Consider the following 16079-nt stretch of genomic DNA (forward strand, 5'->3'; position numbering starts at 1 on the left):
AGAACCGCGTCCTATAATACGTGTAACAAATAAAAGTTAATTAAGAATTTTCTAACTTTATATGTTGTATATGCAAAGAAGAGGAAAGTAGATGATTATGGTCGTTTCAGAGAGCTACTCCTAGGCTGTGAGAGTAGTAGCAATCGAATCATTGAAGATCACCTCGGAGCATCGCTTGCGAAAGGGAAACTGAGTAGAGGGCGGCGGCATCGTCTCCGGTAAAAGGACGGAGGTCTGATTGGACCTATGAAGCTTATATTTCGTGAGAAGTATAAGGAAGCTGAGTGGTAACGCGAAACTCTCGCCTCAGCAATCAAAGCTACTAATTTGTAGTAGTTGATTGCTGAGGCGAGAGTTTTTATTTTAAAAAATAGAATAAAAGAATGCGAGGAAGAGGAGAGTAAATGATAAAGATTGTTTCAGAGAGCCGCCCAAAGGCTGTGAGGGTGGTAACAATTGAATCATTGAAAATCACCTCGGAGCACTGCTTTTGAAGTTAGTAAAAAGTAGCGGAGTTGTTTCCGATAGAAAAACAAAAGTCTAATTGGACTTGCAGAGCTTATATTTCGTGAGAAGTGTAAGGAAGCTGAGTGGTACCACGAGTCTCTCGTCTCAGCAATGGATTGCTACAAGTGTGTAAGTAATCGATTGTTGAGACGAGTATATTTTTAAGGTTAGCATACTGAATATTCTGTTAAAAATACTCATCTCAGCAATCGATATAGAAATAGGTTGCAAAAATAGAGAGAAAAAAGAGGAGAGATGTGAGATGGGAAACCAGTACATTTATATGAATGGGGAATTTGTAGAAAAAGAAAAGGCAGTTGTTTCAGTATATGATCACGGCTTTTTATACGGGGACGGTGTATTTGAAGGGATTCGTAGTTACGGAGGAAATGTATTTTGTTTAAAAGAACATGTGAAACGATTATATGAATCGGCGAAATCTATTTTACTTACAATTCCAATGGCGGTTGACGAAATGGAAGAAGCAGTTTTACAAACATTGCAAAAAAATGAATACGCGGATGCCTACATTCGATTAATTGTTTCAAGAGGAAAAGGTGACTTAGGACTCGATCCGAGAAGTTGTGTGAAACCGAGCGTAATTATTATTGCAGAGCAATTAAAGTTATTCCCGCAGGAATTTTATGATAATGGACTAAGCGTTGTATCTGTTGCATCAAGACGTAATACACCAGATGCATTAGACCCACGTATTAAGTCAATGAACTATTTAAATAACGTACTTGTGAAAATTGAAGCCGCACAAGCAGGCGTACTTGAGGCACTTATGCTCAACCAACAAGGATATGTTTGTGAAGGATCTGGAGATAATGTTTTCATTGTGAAAGATGGAAAAGTGTTAACACCTCCTTCGTACTTAGGGGCGCTAGAAGGTATTACGAGAAATAGTGTGATTGAGTTATGTGAGCGACTTAATATTCCGTGTGAGGAAAGGCCGTTTACTCGCCATGACGTATATGTAGCAGATGAAGTGTTTTTAACAGGAACTGCAGCGGAACTAATTCCTGTAGTGAAAGTAGATTCAAGAGAAATTGGAGATGGAAAACCAGGAGATGTAACAAAAAGATTAACCGAAGAATTTAAAAAATTAACGAGAGAAAGAGGAGTACGTGTTCCAGGATTGGCGGAAAGTTTAGCGTAAATAGGGAGAGGAGTTAATTGAAATGGAGAAACAGTATACAGCATATGATGAACTGCAGAGTGAAGAAGCTACAGGTGCTGGACACGTTATTCAATGTTTGAAGAAATTAGGTGTAACGACTGTTTTCGGTTATCCGGGCGGCGCGATTTTACCAATATACGATGCGTTATACGAAAGTGGTTTAAAGCACGTGTTAACTCGTCATGAACAAGCTGCCATTCATGCGGCAGAAGGATATGCGAGAGCTTCGGGAAAGGTTGGGGTAGTCTTTGCTACCTCTGGCCCAGGGGCGACGAATTTAGTTACGGGTTTAGCAGATGCTTATATGGATTCGATTCCTTTAGTTGTCATTACAGGGCAAGTTGCAACGCCTTTAATTGGTAAAGACGGATTTCAAGAAGCGGATGTTGTCGGAATTACAGTACCTGTTACGAAGCATAATTACCAAGTTCGTGATGTAAATCATTTATCACGAACTGTGCAAGAAGCTTTTTACATCGCCGAAAGCGGGCGACCGGGACCGGTATTAATTGATATTCCAAAAGATGTTCAAAATGCAAATGTAACAAGTTTCTTTAATGAAGAAGTGGAGATTCTAGGATATAAACCAGAACCTTTTCCAGACAGTTTGAAACTGAGAGAGGTAGCAAAATCAATTTCAAAAGCAAAACGCCCACTCCTTTATATCGGGGGAGGCGTCATTCATTCAGGCGGATCTGAAGAACTCATCAAGTTTGCGAGGGAGAATCGTATTCCAGTCGTTTCAACTTTAATGGGACTGGGGGCATATCCGCCGGGAGATCCGTTGTTTTTAGGAATGCTCGGTATGCATGGAACGTACGCTGCAAATATGGCAGTAACAGAATGTGACTTATTACTGGCGTTAGGTGTTCGTTTCGATGATCGTGTAACAGGGAAATTAGAACTTTTTTCTCCGTATTCGAAAAAAGTACATATTGATATTGATCCTTCTGAGTTCCATAAAAATGTAACTGTAGAGCATCCGATTGTTGGTGATGTGAAAAAGGCGCTACATATGCTGTTACATATGTCTATTTATACACAAACAGATGAATGGCTTCAGAAAGTGAAGAAGTGGCAAGAAGAATATCCACTTTCATATAAGCAAAAAGAATTTGAGTTAAAACCACAGCATGTTATCAACTTAGTAAGTGAATTAACGAATGGTGAAGCGATTGTCACGACAGAGGTAGGACAGCATCAAATGTGGGCTGCTCACTTTTATAAAGCGAGAAAACCACGGACTTTTCTAACATCAGGGGGATTAGGGACGATGGGATTTGGTTTTCCAGCAGCAATTGGTGCTCAGCTTGCAAAAGAAGAAGAACTTGTCATCTGTATTGCTGGTGATGCTTCTTTCCAAATGAACATTCAAGAGCTGCAAACAATTGCTGAAAATAATATTCCTGTCAAAGTATTCATTATAAACAACAAATTTTTAGGAATGGTAAGGCAATGGCAAGAAATGTTTTATGAAAACCGTTTGTCGGAATCGAGAATTGGGTCACCAGATTTTGTGAAAGTAGCAGAAGCTTATGGTGTAAAAGGGCTAAGAGCAACAAATTCGTTTGAGGCGAAAAAGGTAATGTTAGAAGCGTTTTCTCATGAAGGTCCTGTCGTAGTTGACTTTTGTGTAGAAGAAGGTGAGAACGTCTTTCCAATGGTTCCGCCAAACAAAGGGAATAACGAAATGATTATGAAGAGGTGGGAAGAATGAGTCATACTTTTTCATTAGTTATTCATAACGATCCGAGCGTCTTATTACGTATAAGCGGAATTTTTGCTCGGCGTGGTTATTATATTTCTTCTTTAAATTTAAACGAAAGAGATACAAGTGGTGTTTCTGATATGAAACTAACAGCAGTTTGTACTGAAAATGAAGCAACGTTACTTGTCAGTCAGTTGAAAAAATTAATCAATGTACTGCAAGTAAATAAATTATAAGGAGTGTATGGAATATGAAAACTTATTATGAGAAAGATGCAAATTTAGAGCTATTAAAAGGGAAGACAGTTGCGGTAGTTGGATATGGATCTCAAGGTCATGCTCAAGCACAAAACTTACGAGATTCTGGTGTGGAAGTTGTAGTTGGTGTTCGTCCTGGTAAATCATATGAAGTAGCAAAAGCAGATGGGTTTGAAGTAATGTCCGTTTCAGAAGCGGTTCGAACCGCACAAGTTGTACAAATGTTATTGCCGGATGAACAGCAAGCGTATGTATATAAAACAGAAGTAGAAGAGAATCTTCGTGAAGGACAAATGTTACTTTTCTCACATGGATTTAATATTCACTTCGGGCAAATTAATCCGCCAAGTTACGTAGATGTAGCGATGGTCGCACCGAAGAGTCCAGGTCATCTCGTTCGCCGTGTCTTCCAAGAAGGAAATGGTGTTCCGGCATTAGTCGCAGTGCATCAAGACGCAACGGGGACAGCACTACATGTAGCATTAGCGTATGCAAAAGGTGTAGGTTGTACACGTGCAGGTGTAATTGAAACGACATTCCAAGAAGAAACAGAAACAGACTTATTCGGTGAGCAAGCAGTGCTTTGCGGAGGAGTAACAGCACTTGTGAAAGCTGGTTTTGAAACGTTAACGGAAGGTGGATATCGTCCTGAAATTGCATACTTTGAATGTTTACATGAATTAAAGTTAATTGTTGATTTAATGTATGAAGGCGGATTAACGAATATGCGCCATTCTATTTCAGATACGGCAGAGTTTGGAGATTATGTAACAGGATTGAGAATTGTTACAGATGAAACGAAGAAGGAAATGAAACGTGTTCTTGCAGAAATTCAGCAAGGTGAATTTGCGAAGAAATGGATTTTAGAAAATCAAGCAGGGCGTCCAACGTATAATGCGATGAAAAAAGCAGAACAAAATCATCAGCTAGAAAAAGTAGGAGCAGAGCTTCGTGAAATGATGAGCTGGATTAAGGAACCAGAAAAGAAAACGTTAGTAAAGAAATAGATTGAGAGAATATAAGTGAAAAATACGTAAGAGGGGATTTGACAAGATGAGAAGTGACATGATTAAAAAAGGTTTTGATAAAGCTCCGCATCGTAGTTTATTAAAAGCAACTGGTTTAAAAGATGAAGATTTTGATAAACCATTCATAGCAATTTGTAATTCTTTTATTGAAATTATTCCAGGTCATAAGCACTTAAATGAGTTTGGGAAACTTGTTAAAGAAGCAGTACGTGCAGCAGGCATGGTTCCATTTGAATTTAATACAATTGGAGTAGATGACGGTATTGCGATGGGTCATATCGGTATGCGTTATTCGCTTCCGAGTCGTGAAATCATTGCAGATTCAGTAGAAACAGTTGTAAATGCACACTGGTTTGATGGAATGATTTGTATTCCAAACTGTGACAAAATTACACCAGGTATGATGATGGCTGCACTTCGAATAAACATTCCAACTGTTTTCGTTTCAGGTGGTCCGATGGCAGCGGGGAAAACATCTAAAGGGGAAGTTGTCGATTTAAGTTCTGTTTTTGAAGGGGTAGGAGCCTATCAATCTGGGAAAATTTCAGAAGAAGAATTAAAGGATATTGAAGATCATGGCTGTCCATCTTGTGGTTCTTGTTCCGGTATGTTTACAGCGAACTCTATGAACTGTTTATGTGAAGTGTTAGGTTTAGCTCTTCCTGGTAACGGGAGTATTTTAGCGATTGATCCAAGACGTGAGGAGTTAATTAAACAAGCAGCAGAAAAATTAAAAATTTTAATTGAAAGAGATATTAAACCACGCGACATTGTAACAGAAGAAGCAATTGATGATGCGTTTGCACTTGATATGGCGATGGGTGGATCAACGAATACAGTATTACACACGTTAGCACTAGCACAAGAGGCAGGGTTAGATTACGATATGAACCGCATTGATGCAGTTTCAAGGCGTGTACCGCATTTATGTAAAGTAAGTCCAGCTTCTAATTGGCATATGGAAGATATCGATCGCGCAGGCGGGATTAGTGCAATTTTGAAAGAGATGAGCCGAAAAGAAGGGGTACTTCACCTTGATCGTATAACTGCTACTGGGCAAACATTAAGAGAAAACATTGCTCATGCAGAGATTCAAGATAAGGAAGTTATTCATTCTCTAGAAAATCCTCATAGTGAAGAAGGAGGATTACGTATATTAAAAGGAAACCTTGCGAAAGACGGAGCGGTTATTAAAAGCGGAGCAACAGAAGTAAAACGATTTGAAGGACCTTGCGTTATCTTTAATTCACAAGATGAGGCGCTTGCCGGCATTATGCTTGGGAAAGTTAAGAAAGGAGATGTAGTTGTTATTCGCTATGAAGGACCAAGAGGCGGACCTGGTATGCCGGAAATGTTAGCACCAACATCAGCAATTGCTGGTATGGGATTAGGAGCAGATGTTGCACTTTTAACTGATGGTCGCTTCTCTGGTGCTTCACGTGGTATTTCGGTAGGGCACATTTCACCAGAAGCAGCTGCTGGCGGAACGATTGCACTTCTTGAACAAGGAGATATTGTATGTATTGATGTTGAGGAACGCTTGTTAGAAGTGAGAGTTAGTGATGAGGAATTAGAGAAGCGTAAAAAAGGGTGGAAACGACCAGAACCAAAAGTGAAAACTGGGTGGCTTGGACGTTATGCACAAATGGTAACATCGGCGAATACAGGTGCAGTTCTAAAAATCCCGAATTTCGATTGAGCCAATTTAAAAGAGATAAGGATGATATGAAATGGTGCAGAAGGTAAAGGAGAGAGTGAAAATTGAAGATATCTTAATGGCTCATAATTGCATGAAAGATATCGTTATTAAAACACCGTTACAACGAGATTCAGTTTTATCTGAGAAATATGAATGTGACGTATATGTTAAGCGAGAAGATTTACAAGTTATTCGTTCTTTCAAAATTCGTGGTGCGTATAATTTAATTCAAAGTTTACCGAAAGAAAAGTTACAAAATGGTGTTGTTTGTGCAAGCGCTGGTAATCATGCACAAGGAGTTGTTTATACGTGTAATTTATTGAAGATTCCGTCAAAAATTTTCATGCCGACAACGACACCTAAGCAAAAAGTATCACAAGTTGAATTTTTCGGTGGTGATTTCGCAGACATTGTATTAGTTGGTGATACATTTGATAGTTCTTTCCAAGAGGCGCAGCGCTATTGTGTAGAAAATAGGATGACATTTGTACATCCGTTTGATGATCCGTATGTCGTTGCTGGTCAAGGAACAGTCGCTGTTGAAATTATGCATGATATGGAGAAACCAGTTGATTATATATTTACAGCAATTGGCGGTGGTGGATTAGCATCTGGTATTGGTACATATGTAAAGGGGGTTAGTCCTACTACAAAGGTAATCGGTGTAGAACCGATGGGAGCTGCATCTATGAAAGAAGCTTTTCTTCAAAATGAAAATGTTGCATTAGAAAAGATTGATAGTTTTGTTGATGGAGCAGCTGTTAAGAAGGTAGGAAAGTTAACTTTTGAAACATGTAAAGATGTAATTGATGACATAGTTTTAGTACCAGAGGGAAAGGTTTGTACGACGATTTTAGAACTGTATAAGAAAAATGCAATTGTAGCAGAGCCAGCTGGTGCGCTTTCTATTGCGGCACTTGATCTATACAGAGATGAAATAAAGGGAAAAACAGTTGTATGCACGTTAAGTGGTGGAAATAATGATATTGATAGAATGCAAGAAATGAAAGAACGATCCCTTATTCATGAAGGATTAAAGCACTATTTCATCATTGAATTTCCGCAACGTTCAGGAGCACTACGAGAGTTTCTTGATAAAGGATTAGGACCGGAAGATGATATTACTCGCTTTGAGTATATTAAGAAACATAATAAAGAAAATGGTCCAGCTTTAGTGGGGGTAGAATTAAAGCATAAGGAAGACTATGAAGCTTTAATTACTCGTTTTCAAGAAAATAACATTCAATTCGTGGAGCTTAATAAAAATCCTGTGCTGTTTGATTTACTTATTTAATAAAAGAAAAGAGTTAACATACAATTCTACTTGAAATAAAAAAGATAGATACAGGAGGGAAATCCTGCTTGTTCTATCTTTTTTATTCTTTGAAAGTTAAACGAAATACGCTCCATATTCAAGAAGGATAAAGCTAGTTAACCAAAAAAGTATTGCAATATGAATGATTACATACATTGTAAATTCAAAGGGAGTAAGTTTTCTCTCTCGCTTTATTTTTCTTAGAAGTCTAACAGAAAAAAATGAACATAAAAGCAGGATCGCTATAGATATTTTATACACGTTTTCTAATAGACTTATATTTTCTAATAAGTTTTTCAGCATATTCATCACCTATCCCGTAATGTATGTTACAGAGAAATGAATTTCGTGCTGTTTAGTTGCGTTTGTTTATTATTTTCCCAGTATCATCAATTTCTACATCAGTTGAAACCGTTTGTAAATATTGCAGTGCTTTTTTCTTTTCTTCTTCATTTACAGGAGAAACTTGGTTGTTGCGAATGATGTAAGGATTGAATGACATTTGGACATCCTTACCTTTAAAGGTTAAAGTTAATACACCTGTTTCGGCACTCTTTCCATTTACATAATTCGGGAATAAAAAGTTTCCTAACGAGTATGCGATAGGAACTTTATTGTAATACTCAAATCCTTGTAACCAATGCGGGTGACTTCCAACGATTGCATCAGCACCCGCCTCTACCATTTTTGGAACATATTGTTTCTGGTATTCTATTGGACGATTAGATTTTTCGACGCCCCAATGCATATAGACGATTACATAATCAGCATCTTTCTTTTGCTCTTGAATCGTTTTTGTTACAAGATCTAGGTCATATCCGTTTGCAACGCCGGGTTTATTGTCACCAGCTACCCAATTAAAGTTGGGCATAAAGCGTACAAAGGAAAGAAATTTAAACTTTTTTCCTTTTACAGTTAGTTCACGAGCAGTATAAGCATCTTCAGCATTTTTTCCGGCTCCAGTGTAAGGTAGTTTTAATTTTTCGACGTGAGAAATGGTGTCTAGTAGTCCATCTTGCCCATAATCAAGCGTATGGTTATTGCCAATGTTCACGATGTCATATCCGGTGTTTTTAATGGCTTGTAGTGTGGATGGATCACTTTTAATCCAAAATTGTTGCCCAGGTACTCTTTTTTCTCTCGTTGTAAATGCTGACTCTAAATTAACAAAAGAAATATCAGCTTTCGTTATTTCTTCTTTTACGTGTTGGAATGGATAATCAGCCCCATTTTTTTCGATTACGGGACGTAATTGCCAATCGAACATTGTATCACCAGAGAAGGTGAGTGTGATTTCAGGGTCTTCGGTTTTCTTTTCGCTTTTTGAAGCTGTTTTACTAGATTTGTTCTGCATATCAGGTTTGTCTTTCGCTTTTGAAATAAAAGAGTAGTTGATTAATAAAACAATTGGTGTAATGAAAAAGGCTATTAACAGAAATCGTTTTAGTAAAGTTTTCATAAATACCTTCCCTTTTGAGTTTATCCCGCAATTAGATTAACAATGAATCTACTAAAGGCAATCGGTCTTTGTATAGTTACAAAAAAATAGCGGGTTATGTAGTGAAAAACGTTTGTTAATATTCACAATATTACGTTAACATATAGGTAACCTGTAAATCAATGTATAAACCAAAATATAGAAATAAAGAATTCGAAGGGTGAAGAATGAGAAATGGTTATATTAGGAGCAGTTGTAAATGGGATTTGTATTATATTTGGTACTTTACTTGGTAAATTATTTAGTGCAATTCCAGAAAGTATGAAGGGAACAATTATGCATGCAATTGGTTTAGCGGTTACTGTACTTGGACTTCAAATGGCATTAAAAAGTGAAAATTTTCTTGTTGTCATACTAAGTTTAGTTATTGGTACGGTAATCGGAGAATGGCTACAATTAGAAGAAAGGTTAAAACTGTTAGGGGATTGGCTAGAAAATAAAGTTGGATCGAAAGGGAAAGGGAGCATATCAGAAGGCTTTGTAACAGCCACGCTTATTTTTGCAATCGGAGCGATGGGGATACTTGGTGCATTGGACAGTGGGATTCGCGGAAATCATGATATTTTATTTACAAAGGCGATTATCGATGGATTCATTTCTATTATATTAACGACAACTCTAGGAATTGGAGTGGTATTTTCAGCAATTCCAGTGATTTTATATGAGGGAGGTATTGCAGTTTTTGCAACACAAATTAATAGTTTTGTACCAGAGAAATTAATGAATCAATTTATAGTTGAAATGACAGCAACTGGTGGTATTATGATTTTTGCAATTGGATTAAACTTACTTGGATTCATTAAAATTAAAGTAGCAAATTTACTTCCAGGGATATTAGTAGTTGGAATAATTGTTTCAATTATATATATTTACGGCTTGATATCAAGTTATTAGGGGGAAGGGATGTATATGGAGGAATTTCAATTTACAAAACGTGCACATAAAATATTGAAGATTGCAACGCGAGAGGTTGAGTGTAATAAAGGTATTATTCATCCTATGCATCTATTTATAGGAGCTTGTAAGGAAGGTAATGGAGTTTGCGCGGAGTTACATATGTATTTATTTCACACGGTGGGTATGGATTTTTTAGCAAAGATATCGCTACTTCAACAATATTATGCAAATGAAATAGAATACATAAATGTTGGGGAGTTTAAAGTTTCAAATAAGACGATAGAAGTTTTACAAGTAGCAAAGAAACGGATGGACCGTTTTCAGCAAGTATTAATAAATGAAGGGCATGTTTTATATGCACTGTTTCAAGTTGATACAGTTATTGAAAAGGTTATAAGTAAAAACGTGCAAAAAGAGCTGCTGAGTATTACATCTGAGTCAAGAGACTTAACCGTTGATTTAAAAAGATTTAATCCTATTTATAATAATTTAAATTTTAATGTTAGAAGAGCTGTCTTTTCTGATTTTGAAAAGTTGGCACGTTTTGTTAAGGATGAATTTGGTGAACGTTGGTTAAAATCTTTAGATTGTGGATTTCGGACATATAAAGAGGAGTTGCCTATTTTTATTGCTGAGCAGGAAGGAGCAATCATTGGTTTCGCTTGTTACGATGTTGTGAGAGGAAAAAAAGGGTTGTTTGGCCCGATGGGTACAGCGAAACATAATCGTGTGAACGGTGTTGGGAAGACGTTATTGAATCATTGTTTATATAACATGAAGAAAAGCGGATATGAGTATGCAATTATAGGACAAGCAGGTCCGATTGAGTTTTATTATGTATAAATCAAATTACTAAACTTTTTCCAGGAAACGGTGTAGAATGGGTATCTAATGAAAGAAGGTGTGAAAATGGCCAGCTGGAAACGAAATTTAATGATTTGTTGGCTAGGTTGTTTTACCACTGCAGCCGGTATGAGTTTAGTAATTCCTTTTTTATCTTTTTATATTGAGGAATTAGGGGTGACCGGCACTTCTAGTATTGCACAGTGGTCGGGACTTGCATTTGGTGTAACATTTTTAATGGGTGCGATTGTATCACCGATATGGGGAAAGCTCGGTGATATACATGGACGGAAATTGATGCTTATACGTGCTAGCCTTGGTATGGCGATAATTATGACGCTTATGGGGTTTGTGACAGATGTGTATCAATTAGTCGTACTTCGGTTTTTAATGGGATCGGTATCAGGTTTCCTTTCTACAGCGATGACACTTATTGCTGCAGAAACTCCGCAAGAACATTCAGGTTGGGCAATTTCTACAATCTCAACTGGAGGCGTGAGCGGTTCGTTACTTGGGCCGATACTCGGAGGTTATTTGTCAGAGTTAATCGGAATGCGCCATGTTTTTCTAGTTACAGGAGCTTTCTTATTCCTGTCCTTTCTTATCGTCTTTTTCTTCTTACATGAGGAGAAACATTCTGCTAAAGAAAAAAAGGCACAGCCGAAAAAAGTATGGACGATGGTCCCTGCAAAACATTTAATAATAAGTTTATTTGTAGCAACGTTTATTATTCAGCTTGCAAATATGTCGATTCAACCTATTATTACGTTGTATGTAAAGCATTTGGCAGGACCAGGAACAGATCATATTGAAATGCTTGCAGGTGCAGTCATGTCTGCGACAGGATTAGCAGTTATTTTAGCAGCTCCTAAGCTAGGAAGATTATCAGATCATATTGGACCTCAAAAAACGTTAGTTGTAGCGTTGTTTGCTGCAGGAATTATTTTTATTCCGCAAGCATTTGTAACCTCAGCTTGGCAACTATTAATTCTTCGCTTTTTATTAGGTATTGCACAAGCAGGACTATTACCTTCCGTACAAACTCTACTAAAACAACATACGCCAACCCATGTAACGGGACGAATATTTGGATATAATCAATCATTTCAGTTTTTAGGAAATATGATTGGGCCAGTACTTGGTGGACAAATTGCAGCTCATGCAGGCTTCCAATATGTTTTCTTCTCTACATCATCACTATTATTTATTGCGTGCATTTGGGTTTATTTTCATAGTAAGAACGAAGAGGTATCAGAGAAACGACATTTGGAAGTTAGTTAACTATGTGAATGAAAAACAGAAAAAGGATGAAGCAATATTGCTTCATCCTTTTTCATTAAAATTGAAGGCAAAGATAACTTAATGTACCAAGCTCGTAGCTACGGTGAATGACCGTACCGTCGTTCTCACCACTACCCATCGCGATAAATAGAGGAACAAAATGTTCCGCTCTTGGTACAGCTAATTGTGCATGAGGAGCATTTCTTTCCCAGTTAAACAATGCATCTTTATCGCTAGTATGCATATGATTTATAATCCAATCATCAAATTCAATCGCCCATTGTTCCGGAGTTGTTTCATTCCATTTTAATGCTCGTAAATTATGAACAGTAACTCCGCTGCCGATTACTAAAATATCTTCTTGTCCAAGTCCTTTTAGTGCTTCTCCAATTTCAAATTGTTCTTTTGCAGGAAGGAATGGATTTACTGATATTTGTACGACAGGAATATTGGCTTCTGGGTACATACGATGCAGGAGTGTCCATGAGCCATGATCTAAACCTCTCGTCATATTATGATGGACTGGAATGCCTTTGTTTTTAAATTTTGTTTCTAGCATAGACGCAATGCTAGAAGAGCCTTTCGCATGATATTTGATTTCGTATAACTCAGGAGGAAAACCTCCAAAGTCATAAATTGTTTCATATACTTCATCTGAAGAGGAGATCGTTAATACTTCACTTTCCCAGTGAGCGGTAAAAATAACAATAGCTTTCGGTTTATATGTTTCTCCAAGTGTCTTTAAAAAGCGTGTATAGTCTGTATCTTGAATAGCAAGCATAGGTGATCCATGTGCTAAAAATAGTGAGGGCATCATGATTAAAACCTCCTAAAAATATATTAATTACTTTATGTAAGTAACTATATAATTTTATTTTGAATTCGTCAAGATAATAGTTTAATATGTAATCGGAAAAATAGATCATTTGTCATAATGAAAGCAATTGCATATAATACATAATAAGAATAATGAATGTTTATTCATTATAAAAAAAGATATACATAATAGATTTGGAGGCTGTCGGAATGAGCATACAGGAAAATTTCGTTACGGCATTGGATAAATCGGAAATTTACTTGCGTAAATGGTTACCAGAAGGAAATCCACGGGGAATTGTTCAAATTGCACATGGTATGACAGAACATGCAGGTGTTTATACAGAATTTATTGATGCTTTATTAGAAGCAGGATATGGTGTTTATGCTCATGATCATAAAGGGCATGGAAAAACAGTGAAAAGGGAAGAAGACTATGGTCATTTTGAACCAAATGTAGGTTGGAATCAGGCTGTGTCTGATGTTATCTTTGTTTCGGAAATCATAAAAGAAGAGCAGACATGCCCGTTATTTTTACTTGGACATAGTATGGGTTCTTTTTTATCAAGACGTGCTGTACAACTTAAAGGTGAATTATATGATGGATTCCTTATTTCAGGAACTGGTGGAAATCCAGGGCTTTTAGGAAGTATCGGTCATAAAGTAGCGACAATTGAGATGAAACTTCGCGGAAAGAAAACGAAAAGTCCGATGCTGAACTTCTTATCTTTCGGAAACTTCAACTCACACTTTAAGCCAAATCGTACGAAATTTGATTGGTTATCTTCAGATATTCATCAAGTTGATAATTATATTGCGGATCCGTTATGTGGATTCATTTGCACGACTAGTTTTTACCGAGAATTGTTTCATGGAGTTCTAGAAGTAAATAAAATAGAAGAATACAAGAAGACACCAAAAAATCTTCCAATACATATATTCTCTGGTGATCGTGATCCTGTTGGGGATATGGGGAAAGGTGTAAAAGAAGTATACGAAAACTATAAAAAATGTGGTGTGAAAGATGTAACACTTCGTTTATATGAAAATGGTAGACATGAAATGTTCCATGAAGTGAATAGAGAAGATGTATTTCAAGATTTGATTTCATGGTTAGATGAGCATATTGTATAAGAAGAAACCTCACTTCATGCTGAAGTGAGGTTTTTTGAAAAATTGGAGGATTGATTATGAGTGAATTTGTAAATAAAGAATATGTAGAAATAGATTTTCAAGATGTCTGGATAAAAGAAGAGGAATTGAAAAATTGTACCTTCATAAAATGCCGTTTTAGAGGGATAGATGCATCAGAAGTTTTTACTAAAAATTGTAATTTCATAGAATGTGATTTTACTGGTACTCTTTTTAATGCTTCTATCCATCAAGGAACTACGTTTGCTAATTGTAGGTTTTTTGGTACGAATTTATTTGTATCTAAGTTTGAAGAATGTAAAATGACTGGTTCGGATTTCGAAGAGGCGAATTTAGACGGAATAACAATTATATCAGGCGATTGGTCATATACGAATTTAAGGTTTGCAAACTTAAGTAAACAAATGTTAAAGGGTAACTAACTGTTACGATTTATTTAACCAATTATAACTAAAGTTAATTAAATATATCAGTAAGCCCTGCTAGTCAAGTGATTGGCTAGTAGTGAGGGTTAACTGCGGGCAATCCCTAAAGCTGATTGAACTACAACGTGGCTAGAAATGGTGAGCGTGAATGTTGCGAAAGCAGAAAAAATCAATCAGATCGTGCAAGGTTAAAACCTAAACACTAGAACAATGGGTCTTCCGCCTCGAATCATCTAAGTCAAAATTGATAAGATGAACGTTCAACGACTATCTCGTATAACTGACGAGAGTACACCACAAGCCTATGGTGGTGGAAAAATCCTCTATCTCTAAGTAGATAAACATATAGTCTGCGCTCATGTGAAAACATGAGAAGTTCATAAGAGAACTGGCTAAGGAATTGCGCCCTTAGTTGAACGAGATAAATTTAATTAAATCTATCAAGTCTCATTGAATCTACCGAATCTATGCATTATGGTAAATGCAATGAGAATAATAATGAAATTTTTACGAATTAGTCAGGTATCGGAATTAACAGGTTTGTATCCTAGTAGTCTTAGGAGAATGCTGATGGAACACGCTACTATTCAGAAGAATCAATCTTTCATTATCTAAAAGGTGAGTGCCCAAATAATCGCACAGTAAAGGAGTTAAATTCTGATGATATTGGCGAAGAAAGTCAGACTGATTCCAACGCCTGAACAAGAAAAAGTGCTTAGAAACCATGCTGGTGCTTCAAGATTTGCTTATAACTATTGTAAAAGAATGAGTGATAGATACTATAAGCTATTTGGAAAATCTGTTTCACAGTTAGCTTTACAGAAACGATTTACAAAGATCAAGAAGCGAAAGCGATATGAGTGGTTAAATGACATCAACGCACAAGTTCCCAAACAGGCTTCAAAAGATTTTGATACGGCGAGGAAACATTCGTTCAAAAAGTACAAAAATGGTTATCACACTTCTTATAAATCTAAAAAAGATTTAATCCAAGGATTTTATGCCAATTATGAAAGACTGATTATAGGAAAGAAAGTAGTTGATATTCAGTCTATTGGAGAAGTAAAAACAAGCCAACAACTACCAAGAAACAAAAAACCATCCAATCCAAGAGTTACATTTGATGGTCGTCACTGGTGGATTAGTGTAGGGTTCCAAGAAGACTTTGAATCACAAGAACTAACAAATGAGTCGATTGGTGTGGATGTTGGTTTAAAAGAGCTGTTTGTAGCTTCTAATGGTACGAAAGAACGAAATATAAACAAAGATGCCAAGGTAAAAAAACTTTTGAAAAGGAAAAAGTCAGTGCAAAGAGATATGTCTAGGAGATTTAAAAAAGGTGTAAAAATTCAATCCGCAGGATATGAAAAAGCTAAAACTGAGCACCTTCGGTTATCTAGGAAAATTACGAATATCCGAAATAACCATATCCATCAAGCAACAGCTAAATTGGTGAAAACCAAACCAATG

At 36.7% G+C, this 16079-nt stretch carries 14 protein-coding genes, 1 pseudogene and 2 other annotated features; of the genes and pseudogenes, 12 read left to right on the forward strand and 3 right to left on the reverse strand.

Going from position 1 to position 16079, the window contains the following annotated elements; genetic code table 11:
• The first annotated feature begins 66 nt into the window (after positions 1-66).
• Positions 67-312 (forward strand) — a binding site (T-box leader).
• 67 nt (positions 313-379) lie between these two features.
• Positions 380-618, forward strand: a binding site (T-box leader).
• A 151-nt stretch (positions 619-769) separates the two neighbouring features.
• The 6 genes from ilvE to ilvA are packed head-to-tail and all read left to right on the forward strand — an operon-like array spanning position 770 to position 7676.
• Entirely contained in the window at positions 770-1669 is a 900-nt protein-coding gene (gene ilvE / locus MR066_RS08270) for a branched-chain-amino-acid transaminase (RefSeq protein ID WP_000528143.1), read from the forward strand.
• A 22-nt stretch (positions 1670-1691) separates the two neighbouring features.
• Positions 1692-3407: an acetolactate synthase large subunit gene (gene ilvB, locus MR066_RS08275; protein WP_242246691.1), complete on the forward strand. Its 1716-nt coding sequence runs from the start codon at positions 1692-1694 to the stop codon at positions 3405-3407.
• A complete protein-coding gene (locus MR066_RS08280) occupies positions 3404-3634 on the forward strand; it encodes an ACT domain-containing protein (protein WP_002165980.1) in 231 nt (76 codons plus the stop codon). The genes ilvB and MR066_RS08280 overlap by 4 nt, the downstream gene beginning before the upstream one ends.
• 14 nt (positions 3635-3648) lie before the next feature.
• A complete protein-coding gene (gene ilvC / locus MR066_RS08285) occupies positions 3649-4662 on the forward strand; it encodes a ketol-acid reductoisomerase (protein ID WP_242246696.1) in 1014 nt (337 codons plus the stop codon).
• A 46-nt stretch (positions 4663-4708) separates the two neighbouring features.
• Entirely contained in the window at positions 4709-6382 is a 1674-nt protein-coding gene (gene ilvD, locus MR066_RS08290; protein WP_002012150.1) for a dihydroxy-acid dehydratase, read from the forward strand.
• Positions 6383-6413: 31 nt separating this feature from the next.
• The gene (ilvA, locus tag MR066_RS08295; RefSeq protein ID WP_242246698.1) at positions 6414-7676 is read left to right on the forward strand and encodes a threonine ammonia-lyase IlvA; all 1263 of its coding nucleotides are present in this window, start codon (positions 6414-6416) and stop codon (positions 7674-7676) included.
• A 96-nt stretch (positions 7677-7772) separates the two neighbouring features.
• On the opposite strand, the gene MR066_RS08300 is transcribed toward ilvA, so the two are convergent.
• Together MR066_RS08300 and MR066_RS08305 are read right to left on the reverse strand one after the other, a co-directional pair.
• Complete coding sequence (locus MR066_RS08300) at positions 7773-8000, reverse strand: hypothetical protein (protein WP_242246700.1); 228 nt, start codon at positions 7998-8000, stop codon at positions 7773-7775.
• Between the two features lie 52 nt (positions 8001-8052).
• Positions 8053-9156 carry a CapA family protein gene (locus MR066_RS08305; RefSeq protein WP_002141275.1) on the reverse strand — a complete coding sequence of 368 codons (1104 nt, stop codon included), beginning with the start codon at positions 9154-9156 and terminating at the stop codon, positions 8053-8055.
• A gap of 213 nt (positions 9157-9369) precedes the next feature.
• Here MR066_RS08305 and MR066_RS08310 point away from each other — a divergent pair, with 213 nt between their 5' ends.
• The 3 genes from MR066_RS08310 to MR066_RS08320 all read left to right on the forward strand — a co-directional run bounded on the left by MR066_RS08310 (position 9370) and on the right by MR066_RS08320 (position 12216).
• Entirely contained in the window at positions 9370-10089 is a 720-nt protein-coding gene (locus MR066_RS08310; protein ID WP_002031194.1) for a DUF554 domain-containing protein, read from the forward strand.
• Positions 10090-10104: 15 nt separating this feature from the next.
• Positions 10105-10935 (forward strand): GNAT family N-acetyltransferase, encoded by an 831-nt coding sequence (locus tag MR066_RS08315; protein WP_242246702.1) that lies wholly within the window; start codon positions 10105-10107, stop codon positions 10933-10935.
• Positions 10936-11001: 66 nt separating this feature from the next.
• Complete coding sequence (locus tag MR066_RS08320) at positions 11002-12216, forward strand: multidrug efflux MFS transporter (RefSeq protein ID WP_242246704.1); 1215 nt, start codon at positions 11002-11004, stop codon at positions 12214-12216.
• Positions 12217-12271: 55 nt separating this feature from the next.
• On the opposite strand, the gene MR066_RS08325 is transcribed toward MR066_RS08320, so the two are convergent.
• Entirely contained in the window at positions 12272-13033 is a 762-nt protein-coding gene (locus MR066_RS08325; protein WP_002012144.1) for a DODA-type extradiol aromatic ring-opening family dioxygenase, read from the reverse strand.
• Between the two features lie 209 nt (positions 13034-13242).
• Between MR066_RS08325 and MR066_RS08330 the strand changes: the two genes are divergently transcribed.
• The 3 genes and pseudogenes from MR066_RS08330 to MR066_RS08340 all read left to right on the forward strand — a co-directional run.
• On the forward strand, positions 13243-14166 hold the full coding sequence (locus MR066_RS08330) for an alpha/beta fold hydrolase (RefSeq protein ID WP_242246707.1): 924 nt from the start codon (positions 13243-13245) through the stop codon (positions 14164-14166).
• 56 nt (positions 14167-14222) lie between these two features.
• Positions 14223-14600, forward strand: a pseudogene (locus MR066_RS08335) (pentapeptide repeat-containing protein); the annotation flags it as partial.
• Positions 14601-15269: 669 nt separating this feature from the next.
• A partial coding sequence (locus MR066_RS08340; RefSeq protein ID WP_242246715.1) for an RNA-guided endonuclease InsQ/TnpB family protein occupies positions 15270-16079 on the forward strand: 810 nt, incomplete at its 3' end.

It is taken from the genome of Bacillus cereus group sp. BfR-BA-01523, assembly GCF_022662615.1.
Lineage (GTDB): Bacteria > Bacillota > Bacilli > Bacillales > Bacillaceae_G > Bacillus_A > Bacillus_A mycoides.

Coding starts and splice junctions, on each gene's coding strand:
- ilvE (WP_000528143.1), top strand. CDS start 770: ATGGGAAACCAGTACATTTATATGAATGGGGAATTTGTAGAAAAAGAA.
- ilvB (WP_242246691.1), top strand. CDS start 1,692: ATGGAGAAACAGTATACAGCATATGATGAACTGCAGAGTGAAGAAGCT.
- MR066_RS08280 (WP_002165980.1), top strand. CDS start 3,404: ATGAGTCATACTTTTTCATTAGTTATTCATAACGATCCGAGCGTCTTA.
- ilvC (WP_242246696.1), top strand. CDS start 3,649: ATGAAAACTTATTATGAGAAAGATGCAAATTTAGAGCTATTAAAAGGG.
- ilvD (WP_002012150.1), top strand. CDS start 4,709: ATGAGAAGTGACATGATTAAAAAAGGTTTTGATAAAGCTCCGCATCGT.
- ilvA (WP_242246698.1), top strand. CDS start 6,414: ATGGTGCAGAAGGTAAAGGAGAGAGTGAAAATTGAAGATATCTTAATG.
- MR066_RS08300 (WP_242246700.1), bottom strand. CDS start 8,000: ATGCTGAAAAACTTATTAGAAAATATAAGTCTATTAGAAAACGTGTAT.
- MR066_RS08305 (WP_002141275.1), bottom strand. CDS start 9,156: ATGAAAACTTTACTAAAACGATTTCTGTTAATAGCCTTTTTCATTACA.
- MR066_RS08310 (WP_002031194.1), top strand. CDS start 9,370: ATGGTTATATTAGGAGCAGTTGTAAATGGGATTTGTATTATATTTGGT.
- MR066_RS08315 (WP_242246702.1), top strand. CDS start 10,105: ATGGAGGAATTTCAATTTACAAAACGTGCACATAAAATATTGAAGATT.
- MR066_RS08320 (WP_242246704.1), top strand. CDS start 11,002: ATGGCCAGCTGGAAACGAAATTTAATGATTTGTTGGCTAGGTTGTTTT.
- MR066_RS08325 (WP_002012144.1), bottom strand. CDS start 13,033: ATGATGCCCTCACTATTTTTAGCACATGGATCACCTATGCTTGCTATT.
- MR066_RS08330 (WP_242246707.1), top strand. CDS start 13,243: ATGAGCATACAGGAAAATTTCGTTACGGCATTGGATAAATCGGAAATT.